The following is a 16,786-nucleotide window of genomic DNA, read 5'->3' as shown; positions in this document are numbered from 1 at the left end:
ATCAAACGGCCGACATTGCGAGAAATTGCCATGGACCACACCATCGATTCCGAAATCCATCACCTGGAGCGCGTTCTATCGCTCGAGATAGCTCATCAGGTGTTCAGCGTCGACTACTGGCGCGGCAGAGTGAAGCAGTTGACCACGGCAAACGGCTTGGTGGCCGCGCAGATGCAAAGGCTACAGCGGCTTCTCGACTTTCTGGAGGACCGCGAACGCGCCGCTATTTGCTCTCAGGAGGGTGAAGGCAACGGCTCCAAAAGAGCGGGAATACGGTGCATGCAGTGGTCTCGGCGCCGAGTCTATTAGTTCTGGTGAGGCCTTATCGGTTAAGGAAACAAAATGATGACGGCTAGCGCTGCATTCGCATCAGCCTAGTCATCGGCATCATCTTCTCCATCCCCAATCAGGGGGATACAGCGCGCCTAGGCGCTCGAGGTAGCCTTCAACGTCAAGCTACCGAGGAGTGCAATGAGCGCCTACGTTTTCGCGGATGCCGAAAAACCAACATCGGCCGGTTCACCGTACACCCCGCGGATGACGCCACAGCGTCGGCTGGCCTACGCGGCGGTCGGTACGTTCATCGGATTGATGACGACCTTTCCGAACGCGCTCACCAACGTCAACCTCGGGACGATCTCGGGCTCCCTCGGCTTGTATACGGCCGAAGCGAGCTGGCTTCCAGCGCTGTATTTCGGGATGAATGCGAGCGCAAACCTAACCTTGGTGAAGGCTCGCGCGCAATTCGGCATTGAGCTGGTCACGCAGGGATTGCTGATCCTGTACGCGCTCGTCGCTGCCCTGCAGTTGCTGATGCCCGGCTTTGCAATGGCCGTTGCGGCGCGTATCGCCAACGGCCTGGAAACGGGCGCGCTGACGACCCTTTCCATCTACTACTTTTTGGTGATCCTGTCCGCCAAGCATCGCCCGTTGGCGCTCGTCATCGGTATCAGCCTGACCCAGTTCGGCACGCCACTGGCGCGCCTGGTACCGGTAGCGCTACTGAGCATCCGCGATTGGCAAGGCATGCATTGCATTGAATTGGCCGTGCCACTCCTGATCCTGGCCGCGATCCTACTGGCGCCCTTGCCGCCCAGCGATAAAGCGCGGGCATTCGAGCCGATCGACTTCATCAGCATCGCGCTGCTGGTGCCAGCAATCGTCCTCGGCTGCGAAATACTCGGTCTGGGGCGCTCAGTCTGGTGGCATGACACACCTTGGTTGGGTGACGTGCTAGCCGGCTGCGTGCTACTGCTCGCGATCGGGATCGGTATCGAAGCGAACCGCAAGCGGCCCCTGCTCGAACTGAAGTGGCTGTCGACGATCAATATCGCCCGGTTCGTCGGCATCGCACTCCTGATGCGACTCGCCTTGGCCGAGCAAACCTTCGGTTCGGTCGGGCTGCTGTCGGCGGCGGGGCTAGACAACGATCAACTGCACATCCTGTTCGTCCTGGTAGCACTGGCCATGGCGGCGGGAATGGGTGCCTGCGTCCTGACCTTGAGTGAAGCACGGCTGCCTTACCAAGTCATGCTGGCAGCCATCTGCATCGCCGCCAGCGCGTTGCTCGACAGCCATGCCAATAACCTGACGAGGCCGGAACAGCTCTACCTCAGCCAAGCCTTGATCGGCTTCGGCACCACCCTCTTCATCGGCCCGGCCATGCTCTACGGTTTCATCCAGATGATGCGCAAGGGTACCGACCACTACGTCACCCTGGTCGTCGTCTTCAGCATCACTCAGAACGTCGGCGCGCTTGCCGGCTCAGCCATGATGGGCAGCTATCAAATCGAACGCGCCCACGTGCACCGCGACGACCTATCGGCTCAGTTGGCGATCGGCGATCCGGCCGTGACCACGCGTCTCTCAGTGGGCGCGGCCGCGCTTGCGCCGATGATGAGCGACCCCGTGATGCGCGCTGCGCAAGGCGGCGCGCTGCTGGACCGATCCGTTTCCGACGAAGCGTCCGTCCTCGCCTACGACGATGTATTCCGCCTGCTGGCGTCGCTTGCTGCCGGAACGGCAGGCGCGGTCGCGCTTTCCCTGTTCTTCACCTACTTACGGCAATACGCTCGAGAGGGACAACCATGAATTCTCCGGCATCGACGTCCGCAACATGGGCGCCACCCCGCCGGCGCCACTGGGTGACGGCATTCATCGCGGTCATCGCGCTGATCGCACTACTCGCCATCGGCCGTGCCTGGGGCTGGTTTTCGCTTTACAGAGAGACGACGGAAGACGCCTATGTACGCGGGCGCACGACTGTCATTGCACCACAGGTGAGCGGGTATGTCGCGAAGGTGATGGTGCATGACTACGAGCGCGTGCGAGCAGGCGAGGTATTGGTACGCATCGACGACCGTAGCTATCTCGCTCGGGTCGAGCAAGCACGCGCGGGTCTTGAGGCGGCCGAGGACAATCTGGCCAACAACGCTCAGGCGCATGCTTCCAGCGAAGCAGCCTTGAAGAGCCAGGACGCGGGCATACTCAACGCGCAGGCGCAGTTGGCCAAGGCAAAGGCCGACATGGCGCGCATCGCGAAACTGGTCGCCGACGGTTCGGTGTCATTGCGCGAGCGCGATCAGACCGTGGCCGCGCTCGCGCTCAGCGAGGCGCAATTAAGGCAGTCACAGGCAGCGCGCGAACAAGCTCGGCAAGCGATCCTGACGGTCGAGACCGCACGCCTCGGCCTGCAGGCGGCCATTGCCCAGGCCAAGGCGCAGTTGGATGCAGCCCAAATCGACCTGGACCACACTGTCATCCGAGCGCCGGAGAGCGGGCAGTTGGGTGAAATCGCCGTGCGGCTGGGCCAGTATGTGACGAACGGAACGCAACTCATGGCGGTGGTGCCGGACGAACGCTGGATCATCGCCAATTACAAGGAGGCGCAAACCGCCCACATGAAGGTTGGCCAGCCGGTGAGCTTCACTGTCGACGCGCTTGACAGCGCGCGGTTGCAGGGGCACGTCGAACAAATCTCGCCGGCCGCGGCCAACGAGTTTTCCGTCCTCAAGCCGGACAATGCGACCGGCAACTTTGTCAAAGTGCCGCAACGCATCGGCGTTCGCATCAGCGTCGATCCGCGCCAGGATCTCGCGACGCGTTTGCGCCCCGGCATGTCGGTGGTCACGGACGTCGACACGCGTGCCGGCGCTCGCCCCAATAGCTCGACCGACACCCACGGCCCATCATGATACGTCGTCGTTTTATCGTATTGATCGGTGCCGCACTGGCCGGCTGCGCGGGTCCGCGCAAGCCGGCGCCGGTCGAATCGGCCGTGCGGGCACCTCAAGACTGGCGTGTGCCGACGAACGCCAGCGCGAACAGGCTGCGGCTCGACTGGTGGAAGGCGTTCGGCGATGCCGCGTTGGACGCCCTGGTCGCGCAAGCGATGCTGCATAGCGACGACATCGCCCTCGCCGCGGTCAACGTCGACGAGGCGCGAGCCGAGCTTGCCTATGCGCAGGCGCAGCGCATGCCGAACGTGCAGCTTGCCGTCGACGGCGGGCGCGAACGGGGAGTCAATCCGGGATTCGGCATTCCCGACGAGCAAGCCGCCGGCGAAGCCCTGGTACAAGCAAGCTATGACCTCGATCTGTTCGGCCGGCTCAAGGCTGTCAGCGCGGCTGCCCGCGCCTCGCTCCTGGCCAGCGAAGATGCACGGCAAACCGTGCGGCTGGGTGTGGCCGCCACCGTCGTGACCGGCTACTTTACGCTGCTCGCCCTCGACGCCCAACTGGCGATCGTGCGGCAAACCCTCCAGGTCCGGCGCGACGAATTGCGCATCGAGCAGCATCGCTTCGATGCCGGCTATTCAACAGCGCTCGACCTGACCCGCGCGCAAGCGGAGTTGGAGTCCACCGCGCAACGGGTGCCAAGCCTGGAGCTCGGCATCGCGCGTGCGGAAAACGGCTTGAGCATCTTGCTTGGCCGCGTACCCGGCACGATCGCGCGCCCACGCCGTTTCGATCAACTGACGCTGCCGGAGATACCGGTCGCGTTGCCGTCCGTCGTGCTTCGCAGTCGACCCGATATCGCAGCGGCGGAGGCCCGTCTCGCCGCGACCGACCACGCACTCGATGCCGCGCGCGCCGCCTTCCTGCCGGACATCCGATTGTCGGCAATGGGCGGCTTCGTCGGCTCTACACTCGTCAACGCCAGCCCTGTCAGCGTTTGGTCGATCGGCAGCAGCATCCTCGCGCCCCTGTTCGACGCAGGCCGACTGCGATCGCAACAAGACCTCGCCACGGCGCGCCGCGACGAAGCCGCCTTCGCCTATCGCAAAACGGTAATGCAGGCGTTCCGCGAGGTGGAGGATAGTCTGGCCGCCATTGCAAAGTATCGCGAACAATATGAGTCGCTATCGCGCACGCGCAACTTTTTGCAACGTACGTTCACGTTGGCCAGTAGCCGGTACCGCGAAGGCTACGCTACGTACCTGGACCAATTGGACGCGCAGCGCAACCTGCTTTCCGCCGAACTGTCATTGGTGCTGTCGCGCCTGGATCGTTTCGACGCCGCCGTCAGCCTGATACAAGCGCTGGGTGGCGGCTGGGCACCTGACAGTCAGCAGCATGGTCCGGAAAAGGATAAGTCAGCAACAGGTTGATCGGAAGCGACGCGGGGCTTCCTGAAACACAGGAAGCCCCGCTTTTTTGTGCCGCGCGCCGCATGGCAGCGCGAAACCTAGAGCGAGTCCCGGGCGGCCCTTCAGTGTCAAATGAAGTTTTCGGTGATCATCTCCCACACCTCGCCACCCTTGCCGTGCAGGACCGCCTTGGCGGTATACAACGCCATGCCGATCGCCGGTTCGGCGGCGACGAAAGGCGGCATCACCAGTTCCATCGCGTTGACTCTCACATCGAGCAGCGCCGGACCGGGCTCGGCCAACCAATCGACGACCGCTGCCTCGATCTCCTCCGCGTGGTCGACACGCCGCCCCCAAAGTCCCATGGCCTTCGCCACGTCGCCGAAATTCGGATTGTGCAGATGCGTGAAGGTGTTGAGCATGCCTTCAGCCTTCTGCTCGATTTCAACGAAGCCGAGTTTGCCGTTATTGAATACCACCACCTTGATCGGCAACCGCTCCTGGACGATCGTCAAGAGGTCGCCGAGGAGCATGCTGAAACCGCCGTCGCCGCACATGGCGATGACTTGACGTAGCGGTTGGCACTTTTGCAGCCCGATGGCCGAAGCCATGCCGCTCGCCATGGTCCCATGCAGGAGACTGGCAAAGAAGCGACGCTTGCCGTTCGCCCGCATGTGGCGCAAGGTCCACACGACAGGCGTGCCGTCATCGCAAGCGAAGAGCGTGTCGTCGTCGGCATGTTTGTCGATCAGCTCCGTTACATGGATGCCGGACAAGCCGCTGTGATATCCCGGGCGGGCGTGTTCGCGGGCGGCTTGCTCGCCTTGCTGGTAGCGCAGCACGAATTTGTCGCGGAACTCAGTGCTCTCTTGCTGCACCAGGCGCGGCAGGAGTGCCGCCAGCGTATCCTTGATGTCGCCCACCACGCCGAGCTCGACCGGATGGCGGCGGCCGATGTGGTTCGAGTCGATATCGATCTGCACGATCCTGGCTTTCGACGGGTAGAACTGGCTCCATGCAAAATCGGCACCCAACAGCAGCAAGGTGTCGCATTCCAGGATCGCCTTGTAGCCCGCTTCGTTGCCGATCAGTCCGGTCATCCCGATGTCGTAGGGATTGTCGGGCTGCAGCGCATCCTTAGCACGCGACGTGCGGGCGATCGGCGCATTCAGGCGAGATGCGGTCGCCATGATTTCCGCATGCGCGCCCACGCAGCCCGACCCGCCGTAGATAGTAATGTTGCCGCCCTCGTTCAGGATGGCCGCGATTCTGTCGAGCTCATCGTCATTGGGCCGGATGACGGGCTTGCTCACATGCACGCTGAACGGCAATTCGTCCACGGCGTCTTCGCGAGAGACGTCGGCGGGGACGATCAATACCGCCACGCCTCGCTTGGTCAAAGCGGCCTGGCATGCGGCGACGGTCTTGCGACGCGCCTGGTCCGACGAATAAACCATGTCGCAATACACGCTGCATTCGCCATAGACTTTCTTGAAATCGACTTCCTGCACCGATTGAAAGCCGAGGTCCTTGCGGACCAACTGGCTAGCGATGAGAATCACCGGCGCCCGGTTGCGATGGCCGTCGTACAGGCCGTTGATGAAGTGCAGGCTACCCGGGCCGCAGCTCCCAGCACACGCGACCAGCCCCCCCGTGAGTTGCGCTTCGGCGGACGCGGCAAACGCGCCCGCCTCCTCGTGGCGCATGGTGACCCATTCGATATTGCTTTCGGTGATCGATTCCGCGATCCGATTCAGCGTATCGCCGACGATGCCATAGCAGCGCTCGACGCCGGCGGACTCCAGAACTTCAACTATGACATCCGCTACCTTCTTGCTCATTTCAGCCTCCGCTTTGTCGGTTCCCCCGTTTGAACCAATCAAAAAACGGAGGCTCGGTTCTGCCTGATCCGGAAAGATGCGTACCTTCATCACAGGAGCACGGTCAGACTTCTCGGTCGACTATCGCACGGAGGCTCAGGCCGCTGTATCCCCCGGATGGGGGCGATGGCTTAACTGCCATCAATGCAGGACTTTCACGGGCACCCTATGCCCCGCGTGGGGGCCGCAAGGTTCGGTAGCAGTCACTGCTTATCGTGCGTCATTGCTCACGATGCCCTCGGCAATCGCGAGACGTACGATGTCGGCGTTGCTGCGCAGTCCGAGCTTTTGCATGAGTCGCGTCTTGTGCGTGCTGATCGTTTTCGCACTCAGTGAAAAGCGTTCCGCGATCTCAGTGACTGATGCGCCCGATGCGAGCAACCTGAAGACTTCGAACTCGCGGTCACTGAGCGCGGACATCGTCGGCACTTCCGTATCGAGCTTCGCGAACACGAGCGCCTCCATCAACATGGGGTCGACGAACTTTCCCCCAGACGCCACTTTATGGATGGCCGTGATCAGAACGTCAGGGTCACCGTCCTTCGTCAGGTAGCCACGGGCGCCGAGGCGCAGCGCCCGCGTCGCCAGCTCGGCCTCCGCATGCATGCTCAGCACCAGGATGCGTGGAGCCGGCCGGCTCGACGCAATTTGCTTGATCAGTTCCACGCCGTGGATACCGGGCATCGTCATATCCAGCAGAACGACATCGACACGATTGGAGCTCAGCCAGGCAAGTGCTTCCGCGCCGCTGCCCGCCTCCGCAGCCACCTCTAAATCGCGGTCCGTCTCGCAAATCCGCCGGAGCCCGCGACGGACGATCGCATGATCGTCAACGATAATGAGCCTGACCATTTAAAATGCTCCCGAAGGAATAGTTAAACTCACAGTCGTGCCAAGGCCCGGGGCGCTCTTGATCGACAGACTCCCTCCGCACATGCGTGCCCGTTCCCGCATGCTGAGTAATCCGTATGACTGAGATTCCAGCGAGGCATCGACGTCGAAGCCACATCCATCGTCGATGATCGACATGCTCAACGTCCCATCTTCGTTGGACCAATAGACCCGGACCGACCGAGCATGAGCGTGGCGAACGATGTTGGTCAAAGCGCCTTGTGCCAGCCGGAATATCGCCGTGGCAAACATTTCGTCCAGCAGCGGTTCTTCGCCATGATGGTGAAAAGCACAGGCGATGCGGTTGCGCTTCGTAAAGTCGGTCGTCAGCCACCTAAGCGCTGCCACGATCCCATAGTCCAGGGCAACCGGACGCAACGCGTTCGATACATTGCGGACAGTGGCGATCGTCCCCTCGATCATATCAATCATCTCGTCCGCGCTTCGCGTTGCATCCGCGGGCGTAATCCCGGGACGCTTCAGCAAAAACGCTTCGATCTTGAGCGCTGTGAGTGATTGGCCCAATTGGTCATGGACTTCGAGCGCGATACGCTTGCGCTCTTCCTCGCGTGCGGATTCGAGGTAGGCTGACACGCCGCTGATTCGGCCACTCAGCGCCAACGCCGCTTGGGTCCGCTCCTCGGCGCCCGCTCGGAGCCTTGATTGGCGCACGAAATGCAGGGCGACCAGCGCGACCGCGAACACCAAAGCCGCGGTCGCACCCAAGTTCCACGCGACGTCACGCCACCACCGGGCAAGTAGCTCATCCCTCGATATTCCGACCATGACGAAAACAGGAAAATGGGCGAGCCGGCGGTAGCTGTAGAGGCGGTGCACACCGTCCACTGTCGATCGCACAAGGATGCTGCCGACCGGCCCGTCGGATCGATATGAGGCGAACACCTGCCGGTTTGTAATCGGACGCCCGCTCAGCGCGTTATCCGACGGCCTGGCGAGAAACGTGTAGTCATCCTCTGAGTTGAGAAAGATCTTATCTTCCTGACCGATCGACAGCGATCGATAAAATGCTTTGAACAGCTCGATGTCGATGGTCACGAGCGCGACCCTGTGCGAGGCCGAGCGGGTGCGCGGGATGCGCCTTATCATGGGGATCACCAGCTTTCCGGTCCACGGGCTCACCACAGGGCGCAGAACGCACGGGTATTCACACTCGAGTCCTGCAAACACATTCAATGCCGATTTAGGTGGATTCGCATTGTCATAAAGGGCAATCGAATCGGCGTCGACCGTCATGGCGCCGTTATCTGTGTCGACCATCGCGACAGAATCGATGCCGGGCATACGCCGCTTGATTGCCGAAATGGCCGATTCAAATGCGCGGCCGCTCCCGCTGGCCGGATCAAGTGCCGCGTCGGCCACCGATGCAAGAACGAGTTGTGCTTGCAAGAACACACCGTCTGCGTGTTGCGCAGCCAGCTTCGCCAGTTCCTCTCCGCGGTCGTGCATCGAGCGCAACTCCTCAAGCCGCACTGTCCAGTTTCGCCACCCTTCAATGGCGAGCAGACAGACGCAAAAGAGCGTGACGAACAACACGACTGTGTGACCTTGGGGATAGTGTTTCGACATTTAGCGGCCCCGAAGCAAGAGGCTGCCGGCGATGCGCGTCGCAGCGTCTCGTGCCGGTGTGGCCGCAAATGCACGATCACAAGACATCGCGCAACGCTTTCTGTGTACCGGCGACGTCAAGCTGATGACGCCAGAAACGCATCAGGATGGCGCGAATCGCGTGGCTTTCGTCAGGCGACAGGAACATGTTCGCGTTGGGCACGACGTCGTCATGCCTCACGAGCGCCGCGAAGTGCTGCTGACACACGTTCAATCTATCGGTATCAACATCGAGACGCGCGGGAATCGAACCCTTCTCACGCGAAAAATTGATCTGCACCGTTGGATCGGTGGCCACCTCGGCCAGCAGGTCCTGTGCTTTTACCTTTGCCAACTCATCCGTTTTCGGAAACACCCATACGTCACCGCCAATCATCGCCGTCTGCACGGCCCCGATTCCGGGCAGACATCCAAAGTCTTTTCCGGCGGATAGCCCTCTCGCGATGAACTCGCCTTCGGCCCAGTCGCCCATGAACTGGACCGCTGCAAGATTGGAGATCACGAGTCGCGTTGCATCGCTCCACATGGGCGCTTGTAGCGAAGGCTCGGAGAGGTCTCTGATTTCGCCGAGGTAAGACAGGACGCGGGTGAGCTCGGGTGAAGCCGCCTGAGCCAGGTCATGATCGCGGTACAGCCTCAAGAACCGCTCCTTACCCGCCACGCCGAGCAGCAAAGTATCGAAAATTATTTCGACCTCCCAGTCTTGCTGCCCCACCGCCACTGGGACAAAACCGTGGCTTCGCGCTTTACGCAAGTCCGCGATCAACGCCTCTATATTGCCCGGGGGGACGTCCACCCCACTTTTTTTGAAGACCGCCCAGGAAAAAAAGATCGCGCCGTAGTTGTGGATGGCTAGCGGCACAGCATAGTAGTGACCGCTGCGCCGGATGATGCCTTGCACATAGGGCGGAAACACGTTCGCCCAATTATTCTTGCTCGATACGGAATCGAGCCGTCGAAGTTGCCCATCTTCGACGAGCTGATCGAATTGCCGCGAGATATTGAATTGTGCAACGTCCGGTGAATGACCCTCGCGCATCGACCGAATCGTCGTTCGCTCCGCGTCGAGCGCGCCGGGTGCAAACTGCACCGTCAGGTGTCCGCCCGACGCGTTGAAGGCGGCGACAATTTGGCTCAACGCAGCCGATTCTGAGGGCGACGACCACCAGGTCAAGAGGTTGAGATCCGATTCCTTGTGCCGGTACCGCGAGACGGCATATCCGACCGCGACGCCAAGGATGACCAGTGCCGCGAATACACCGGCTGCTGCACGTCGGGTTGACGGGCGCCTCATGTCATCTCACACGTTGAGCGGAAAATGCGGGAGATCGGCATTAATGCGCACGTTGTCGAACTGCGCCGGGCGGCAGTCAGAACATTGAAACCGTTGCCGATCGTTTGCGGGGGTAGGAATCGTCCTACGCGATATCTAAGGGTAATTTCCACGGCCGGCAAGGGGGTCGCTGATAGGCAGCTCGCAGCAGCGGAACTAAGATTTTTTTCCATAGTTAGGGAATTCAGAGCGCACCTTGATGGTGCGTGCGAACCTGTATCGAGCACGTCGATCACCGAGTCAAGAGCTTACATGGAGCGCCGAATGATCTCTTTTCCTCCTTTCCGACTGGACTGCAACAACAAATGCCTGTGGAAGTGCACTGCGACCGGCGCCATGCACAAGCTGACATTAGCTCCGCGCGCGTTCGATATGCTGGAACTCCTGATTCAGAATGCAGGCCGGCTGGTGACACACGAAGAGCTGTTGAGCGCATTGTGGCCCAATCAGTGGGTGCAGCCAGAAGTCATTAAAACGCACATCCGGTCGATTCGCTCCGTTCTGGAAGACAACGCCAGGCAGCCCGAATTCATCGAGACGCATCGTAGCCGAGGATATCGGTTCATTGCCGATATCGTATCGAGCACGTCCGATCGCCTTGTCGCGTCGCCGCCTACGGACAACATCGTCATGCCAACGTCCGGCGGGTATGCATCCGGCCATCTGGCGCTGCGGGAAATCGCTGCGCTTCTGGGACGGATCGAGGACGAGCAACCTGCCGTACCGGCGATCGAGGACACGCATAGGGCCCACTATTTGACGGTAGACTGGCTTTTCCCTTTCACACACAACTCCGAGCCTGCTCGCCTGACGGTGATCGTGAGCTATTTCCCCGAAGATGCCGTTATGACCGGTCGCCCCGCTAGCGTACTTCATTAAGACGTTCGTGCCCGGAATGTCTAGGTCAAGGCTTATGAGCGGCCTTCTCATCGTACGCATTACTGGCAGCCGATGTGCCCTCTGGCAACGCTGACCGCAAACGCCTTTTCTGGAAACTGTGACAGCCCGAGTCGAGTTGCCACTGTCACAGCTTCCGCGCGGTTTTTCACTGAGAGCTTCGTAAATAGATTCTTCGCATGGGACTTGACGGTTTCAGGCGCGATGCGCAAATGCATCGCAATCTGTTTATTGGTCATCCCTTGCCCCATGAGCCCAACGATCACGCGTTCGCGGTCGCTGAGACTCGCAGTCGAGGTCAATTCGCTGCGGGCGTTCGAATTCACATCTACGCTTCCGCCTGATTGCGACAGACGTCGCGCGCCCGATACAAGCGCAATCTGCCGTTCAACACGCTGCAGGACTACTAGGGCCTCCGTGGCATCCAACCGAACCAACATATGCCGCGCACGGGCCAGTTCAAGTCGGATTTTCGCTGCAGTTGCCGTCGACCGGTCCCTCGTAGGCGGTATGAATGGCAGAGGGCCGTCACCGGCCAATGCAAAGGTACGCCTGAATAAAGGTCCACAGGCCGTTTGCATGCCTGCCCGCGCGGAGCGAGCAGAGCAGGTATCCGCATCTAATGCCTGAGTACATCTGATACTTGCCTCGTTCATGCTTCGCTCCTGCCTATGGATCGTCGCAAGGTTACGACGATTCGATGGCTTTACAGCCTAGTCATGACTCGGCGAAGAAGCGTGATGACTTCGTTTCCGGTTGGTAAAGGATTCGTCGTTCGGGAGGATGACCGCCGTAACCCTTGCGAAAGGAGATCGCGTCAACCGGCTATTGCCCACTATCTGATTCCCGTGTGGTTTTCCCAGATCAATTCGAACTTCTCCATCGGCTCGAGCTTGCGCTGTTCGTTACGGTGGCGTTCCTCGCGATGCTTGGGTCGGCACAATGCCCGGCTTCGTGGCAAGCGTCGCGTCGTAGGACGCTCCGTCTCCGCAATGAGTCGCAACAGCTCGCGCATTCGGTCTTCGCAATTGAGAACATTATCGCTCAGCGTTCCGGTCACTTAACTGGAGTCTTGGCGCGCTTCGGGGGGAAGAACGTCACCGCGCCTTCGTGAACTTTTATTGCCAAGGCAAGATACAAACCACCCATGAGAAATAGCGTATCGCTCACGTCACATCAGCCCCCGGCGTTTGAACCAGACGACCGTGACGACAACGGACGATATTGGCAGGAGGACGCCGAGGAGCCCAAATGCAACGGGATTGTTGAGTCTCTCGATCATCCAGTTGAAATTCATCCCGAAATAGCCCGTCAGAAAGGTGATCGGCAGAAAGATGACCGATACGACTGTTAAGCGACTGATCTGCTCGCTTTGACGCTGCGCGATCGCGGTCGCGAAATGCTGAATGATCTCCGCGCCCCAACGATACCGCTCCTGGAGTCGGTGCTGTACGTCTTCCACCTGTTCGGCATAGTCATTCAGTTCCGCCGCACCCCTTTGGTCCATCCCCGGCATGGCCTCGATGCCGACGGTGGCTGATTTCACGGCAATGCTGTAACGATCAATGCTCGCCCAAGCAGTGTGCAACTGCTGGATACGACTGCTGAGGCTTCTGAAATCAATGGCGGTCGGATTCCGCTCGAACTGCACGTCAGTTGCCTGAAGCTGACCGTCGATTTCACTGACTGCATGTTCCAGTATTCCGAGTAGCAATTGCAGCACGATCGCGGCAGCACGATAAGGAGTCCCTTTCAACTGCCCAACGCGCTCGGCAAAACCTGTCATCGCTGCGTCTAGGGTGGCGGCGTCACCGTTCCAAATGGTCAGGATGAAGTTCCGCGTGCGCAGAAGGTGAATTTCGGTAAGGCCGCCGTTCGCCTCTTTGGCAAGCCATGTGACCGCACGCAATTTTTCGCGGTTGATGGTGATCCGGCCGGCTTGTCCAAAGCGCTGTGCCCATTCCCTATCGGTGTCTTCAAGCCCGAGTTGCTGCAATAGATCGGCTTGCGTGGGTTTCTCGCCGCCGACAATGTCGATCCAAAACAGGTCGTCGGAATCCAGCCACTTCGACAGATTGGCTCCGTTTTCCAGTTCTTCGACCCCACGAACGCTCGATATCCTCGCAAGAGGGAAAGACGCTTCGTGCATTTGTTCCATAGGACCTCCCGTGAGGCGGATGAGGCACATCCGGCCGCGAGGAGATCGACATCATTGAGCCGGCCGTGCGCGGACTGCGGGCGCGCGAGTGGTGGTATCAGATACGAGACCCGTACCATTCGGGACGCAAATGACCCGCCCCTCACTCCACCGTCACCGACTTAGCCAAATTCCGCGGCTTATCGACATCCGTCCCGCGCGCACACGCCGTGTGATAAGCGAGCAACTGCAGCGGCACGACATGAAGAATCGGCGAGAGCATCCCATAGTGCTCGGGCATCCGAATGACGTGAATACCCTCGCCGTTGACGATGCGCGTATCCGCATCGGCAAACACATAAAGCTGCCCGCCTCGCGCCCGCACCTCTTGAATATTCGACTTCAGCTTCTCGAGCAGCGCATCGTTCGGCGCGACCGTCACCACTGGCATCGCCTCGGTCACGAGCGCGAGCGGCCCGTGCTTGAGCTCACCGGCCGGATAAGCCTCGGCGTGAATATACGAAATCTCTTTAAGCTTCAACGCGCCTTCGAGCGCGATCGGATAGTGCATGCCGCGCCCGAGGAAAAGGGCATTCTCCTTGCGCGAAAACTCCTCCGACCAAGCGATGATCTGCGGCTCGAGCGCGAGCACGCTGTTAAGCGCCGCCGGCAAATGCCGCAAGTGCTTCACATAGTCAGCCTCGGCCGCCGCATCGACATGCCCGCGCAGTTTCCCAAGCGTCACCGCGAGCGAGAACAACGCGACGAGCTGCGTCGTGAAGGCCTTCGTCGAAGCAACGCCGATCTCCTGCCCGGCCCGCGTGAGAAATGCCATCTCGGTTAATCGCACCATCGCGCTCGTCGCAACGTTGCAGATGGAGAGCGTATGACGATGCCCGAGCTTCTGCGCATGCTTCAACGCAGCCAACGTATCGGCGGTCTCGCCCGATTGCGAAATCACCACGACGAGTGCCTTCGGATTCGGCACGGAATCGCGATAACGATACTCGCTCGCAATTTCCACCTGCGTCGGAATCTTCGCGATCGATTCGAGCCAATACTTCGCCGTGAGCCCCGAGTAATGGCTCGTGCCGCACGCCAGAATCAGCAAGCTGTCGATCTCGCGAAATGCCGCTTCGGCCGCATCGCCGAAGAGCGGCGCGTCGAACGTATCCGTCTGCGGCACCGTGTCCGCAATCGCGCGCGGCTGCTCGAAAATCTCCTTCTGCATGAAGTGGCGATAGGGTCCAAGCTCGACGGCCCCGCCGTAAGCATGCACGGTGCGGACCTCGCGCTCCGCGTCGCGGCCTTCGCGATCGCGAATGCGCACGCCGCCGAGCGTCAGTTCGGTCACATCGCCTTCTTCGAGGAAAACGAATCGCTCGGTGCTGCCCGCGAGTGCAAGCGCGTCCGATGCAAGGAAGTTCTCGCCTGCTCCTAGCCCGACGACGAGCGGCGATCCTTGTCGCGCACCCACCACGGTATTCGGCTCGTTCTTGTGCACGACGGCGATCGCATAGGCACCGTGCAGTTGCTTCACGGCCTCGCAAACGGCGTCGTACAGGCTGCCGCGGTAAAGACTGTGAATCAAATGCGCGATCACTTCGGTATCGGTCTGCGTGACGAACTCGTAGCCCTTGCCGCGCAACACCTCCCGCAGCGACTCGAAGTTCTCGATGATCCCGTTGTGCACGAGTGCGACCGCATCGCGCGAGAAAATCGGATGCGCGTTATCGGTGACGGGCGCTCCATGCGTTGCCCAACGCGTATGCGCGATGCCCGTCGCGCCCTCCAGGCGCGCCTCGCCCACCTGGGCGTCCAGATCGGCCACTCGCGAAACGCTGCGCGCACGGTGCGGCTCGCCGCCCGCCAACACGGCCACGCCGCACGAGTCATAGCCGCGATACTCGAGCCGGCGAAGTCCTTCGATGAGGACGGAAACGATGTTACGTTGCGCAACCGCGCCGACAATGCCGCACATGGGTCGTTCCTTTTTCGAGTGATGCTGTGGCCGTTTGGGCGGGCGCGCATCGTGCGCGCGCCGGCTCGCGAAACGGTCAGCCGTTTCAGCCTTTTTTCTTCACGGGACGCGTGTAATCGCGCGTCTTCTGCGTCTTCTCGTTCAGCACGAGCGTGCCCTCGGGCACGTCCTTCCAGACAGTCGTGCCCGCGGCGATCGTCACGCCGCGGCCCACGCGTACAGGCGCGACAAGCTGCGTATCGGAGCCGACGAAGACGTCGTCTTCGATGATGGTGCGATGCTTGTTCGCGCCGTCGTAGTTGCAAGTGATCGTGCCCGCCCCGACGTTCACGCGCGCGCCCACGTCGGCATCGCCGATGTACGTCAAATGATTGGCCTTCGAGCCCGCTCCGATGATCGCGTTCTTCACCTCGACGAAGTTGCCGACATGCACTTCGTCGGCCAGCGTCGCGCCCGGTCGCAGCCGCGCGTACGGACCCAGAACGGCTTGTGCGCCGACCGTCGCGCCGTCGATATGCGTGAACGGCTCGACGCGCGTCCCGGCACCGATCGTCGCGTTGCGCAGCACACAGTGCGCCCCGATCGTCACGTCGTCGGCAAGCGTCACGGCACCTTCGAAGAGGCAATTGATGTCGATTGACACGTCGCGCCCGCACGTGAGCGTCCCGCGTACGTCGAGCCGCGCGGGATCGGCGAGCGTCACGCCCGCCTGCAGCAGCGATTCGGCGATATTGCGCTGGTGTATCCGCTCGAGCTCGGCGAGCTGCGCCTTGCTGTTCACACCCAGCGTTTCCCATTCCTGATCGGGCTGAGCCGTGACGATCTCGAAGCCCGCTTCGATCGCGCGCTCCACCACATCGGTCAAATAGAACTCGCCCTGCGCGTTGTCGTTCTTCAGCGAGCCGAGCCACATCGCGAGCTGGCCCGTCGGCGCGACGACGATGCCGGTGTTGATTTCGGCGATGCGCAGTTGCTCGGGCGTCGCATCCTTCTGCTCGACGATACGCACGACGGAGCCGGCGGAATCGCGCACGATCCGGCCGTAACCGTGCGGATCATCGAGCGTGACCGTCAGGACTCCGTAACATCCGTCGATGGCCGCATCGACGAGGCGCTTCAACGTGGACGCCTTCGTCAGCGGCACATCGCCATAAAGCACGAGTGTCGGCTCGGCCGGATCGAGCAGCGGCAACGCCTGCCGCACGGCATGGCCCGTACCGAGCTGCTCGGTCTGCAGCGCGAACTTGATGTCGGGCGCGGCAACGGCCTCTTGCACGGCTTGCGCCCCGTGCCCCACCACCACCACGATGCGTGACGGATGAAGCGCCCGCGCCGTATCGATCACATGGGACAAGAGCGGCCGGCCGGCCAAAGGATGGAGCACTTTCGGCAACGCCGAACGCATGCGCTTGCCTACACCTGCGGCCAAAATGACGATGTTCATTACGTCGGC

Annotated in this window: 13 protein-coding genes; 5 read left to right on the top strand and 8 right to left on the bottom strand. The window is 61.0% G+C overall.

The annotated features are described in order from the left end of the window. Positions 1–30 precede the first annotated feature (30 nt). From AB4Y31_RS10245 to AB4Y31_RS10230, 4 genes are all read left to right on the top strand, one after another. On the top strand, positions 31–309 hold the full coding sequence (locus AB4Y31_RS10245) for a hypothetical protein (RefSeq protein WP_368673830.1): 279 nt from the start codon (positions 31–33) through the stop codon (positions 307–309). 162 nt (positions 310–471) lie between these two features. Further along, entirely contained in the window at positions 472–2,091 is a 1,620-nt protein-coding gene (locus AB4Y31_RS10240; RefSeq protein WP_368673829.1) for an MFS transporter, read from the top strand. A 53-nt stretch (positions 2,092–2,144) separates the two neighbouring features. Further along, positions 2,145–3,194: an HlyD family secretion protein gene (locus AB4Y31_RS10235; RefSeq protein ID WP_368673828.1), complete on the top strand. Its 1,050-nt coding sequence runs from the start codon at positions 2,145–2,147 to the stop codon at positions 3,192–3,194. Beyond that, positions 3,191–4,609, top strand: a complete 1,419-nt coding sequence (locus tag AB4Y31_RS10230; RefSeq protein ID WP_368673827.1) for an efflux transporter outer membrane subunit — start codon at positions 3,191–3,193, stop codon at positions 4,607–4,609. The genes AB4Y31_RS10235 and AB4Y31_RS10230 overlap by 4 nt, the downstream gene beginning before the upstream one ends. 107 nt (positions 4,610–4,716) lie before the next feature. Here the strand turns inward: AB4Y31_RS10230 and AB4Y31_RS10225 are convergent, their stop codons facing one another. The 4 genes from AB4Y31_RS10225 to AB4Y31_RS10210 form a co-directional block, all read right to left on the bottom strand. Further along, positions 4,717–6,429, bottom strand: a complete 1,713-nt coding sequence (locus tag AB4Y31_RS10225; RefSeq protein WP_368673826.1) for a thiamine pyrophosphate-dependent enzyme — start codon at positions 6,427–6,429, stop codon at positions 4,717–4,719. Positions 6,430–6,678: 249 nt separating this feature from the next. Continuing rightward, entirely contained in the window at positions 6,679–7,320 is a 642-nt protein-coding gene (locus AB4Y31_RS10220; protein WP_368673825.1) for a response regulator, read from the bottom strand. Further along, on the bottom strand, positions 7,321–8,946 hold the full coding sequence (locus tag AB4Y31_RS10215; protein WP_368673824.1) for a histidine kinase: 1,626 nt from the start codon (positions 8,944–8,946) through the stop codon (positions 7,321–7,323). 76 nt (positions 8,947–9,022) lie between these two features. Continuing rightward, positions 9,023–10,159 carry an ABC transporter substrate-binding protein gene (locus AB4Y31_RS10210; protein WP_368673823.1) on the bottom strand — a complete coding sequence of 379 codons (1,137 nt, stop codon included), beginning with the start codon at positions 10,157–10,159 and terminating at the stop codon, positions 9,023–9,025. A gap of 423 nt (positions 10,160–10,582) precedes the next feature. Between AB4Y31_RS10210 and AB4Y31_RS10205 the strand changes: the two genes are divergently transcribed. Further along, entirely contained in the window at positions 10,583–11,197 is a 615-nt protein-coding gene (locus tag AB4Y31_RS10205; RefSeq protein ID WP_368673822.1) for a transcriptional regulator, read from the top strand. Positions 11,198–11,256: 59 nt separating this feature from the next. On the opposite strand, the gene AB4Y31_RS10200 is transcribed toward AB4Y31_RS10205, so the two are convergent. The 4 genes from AB4Y31_RS10200 to glmU all read right to left on the bottom strand — a co-directional run bounded on the left by AB4Y31_RS10200 (position 11,257) and on the right by glmU (position 16,777). Then, the gene (locus AB4Y31_RS10200) at positions 11,257–11,541 is read right to left on the bottom strand and encodes a response regulator transcription factor (protein ID WP_368673821.1); all 285 of its coding nucleotides are present in this window, start codon (positions 11,539–11,541) and stop codon (positions 11,257–11,259) included. A gap of 845 nt (positions 11,542–12,386) precedes the next feature. Further along, positions 12,387–13,373 carry a CorA family divalent cation transporter gene (locus AB4Y31_RS10195; RefSeq protein WP_368673820.1) on the bottom strand — a complete coding sequence of 329 codons (987 nt, stop codon included), beginning with the start codon at positions 13,371–13,373 and terminating at the stop codon, positions 12,387–12,389. A gap of 142 nt (positions 13,374–13,515) precedes the next feature. Then, on the bottom strand, positions 13,516–15,333 hold the full coding sequence (glmS, locus tag AB4Y31_RS10190; protein ID WP_368673819.1) for a glutamine--fructose-6-phosphate transaminase (isomerizing): 1,818 nt from the start codon (positions 15,331–15,333) through the stop codon (positions 13,516–13,518). A gap of 85 nt (positions 15,334–15,418) precedes the next feature. Then, positions 15,419–16,777 (bottom strand): bifunctional UDP-N-acetylglucosamine diphosphorylase/glucosamine-1-phosphate N-acetyltransferase GlmU, encoded by a 1,359-nt coding sequence (gene glmU, locus AB4Y31_RS10185; protein ID WP_368673818.1) that lies wholly within the window; start codon positions 16,775–16,777, stop codon positions 15,419–15,421. Positions 16,778–16,786: the final 9 nt, after the last annotated feature.

Origin of the sequence: Trinickia sp. EG282A, assembly GCF_040965455.1 — a bacterium.
GTDB classification, from domain to species: domain Bacteria; phylum Pseudomonadota; class Gammaproteobacteria; order Burkholderiales; family Burkholderiaceae; genus Trinickia; species Trinickia symbiotica.
This window is presented reverse-complemented; position numbering and strand designations above follow the sequence as displayed.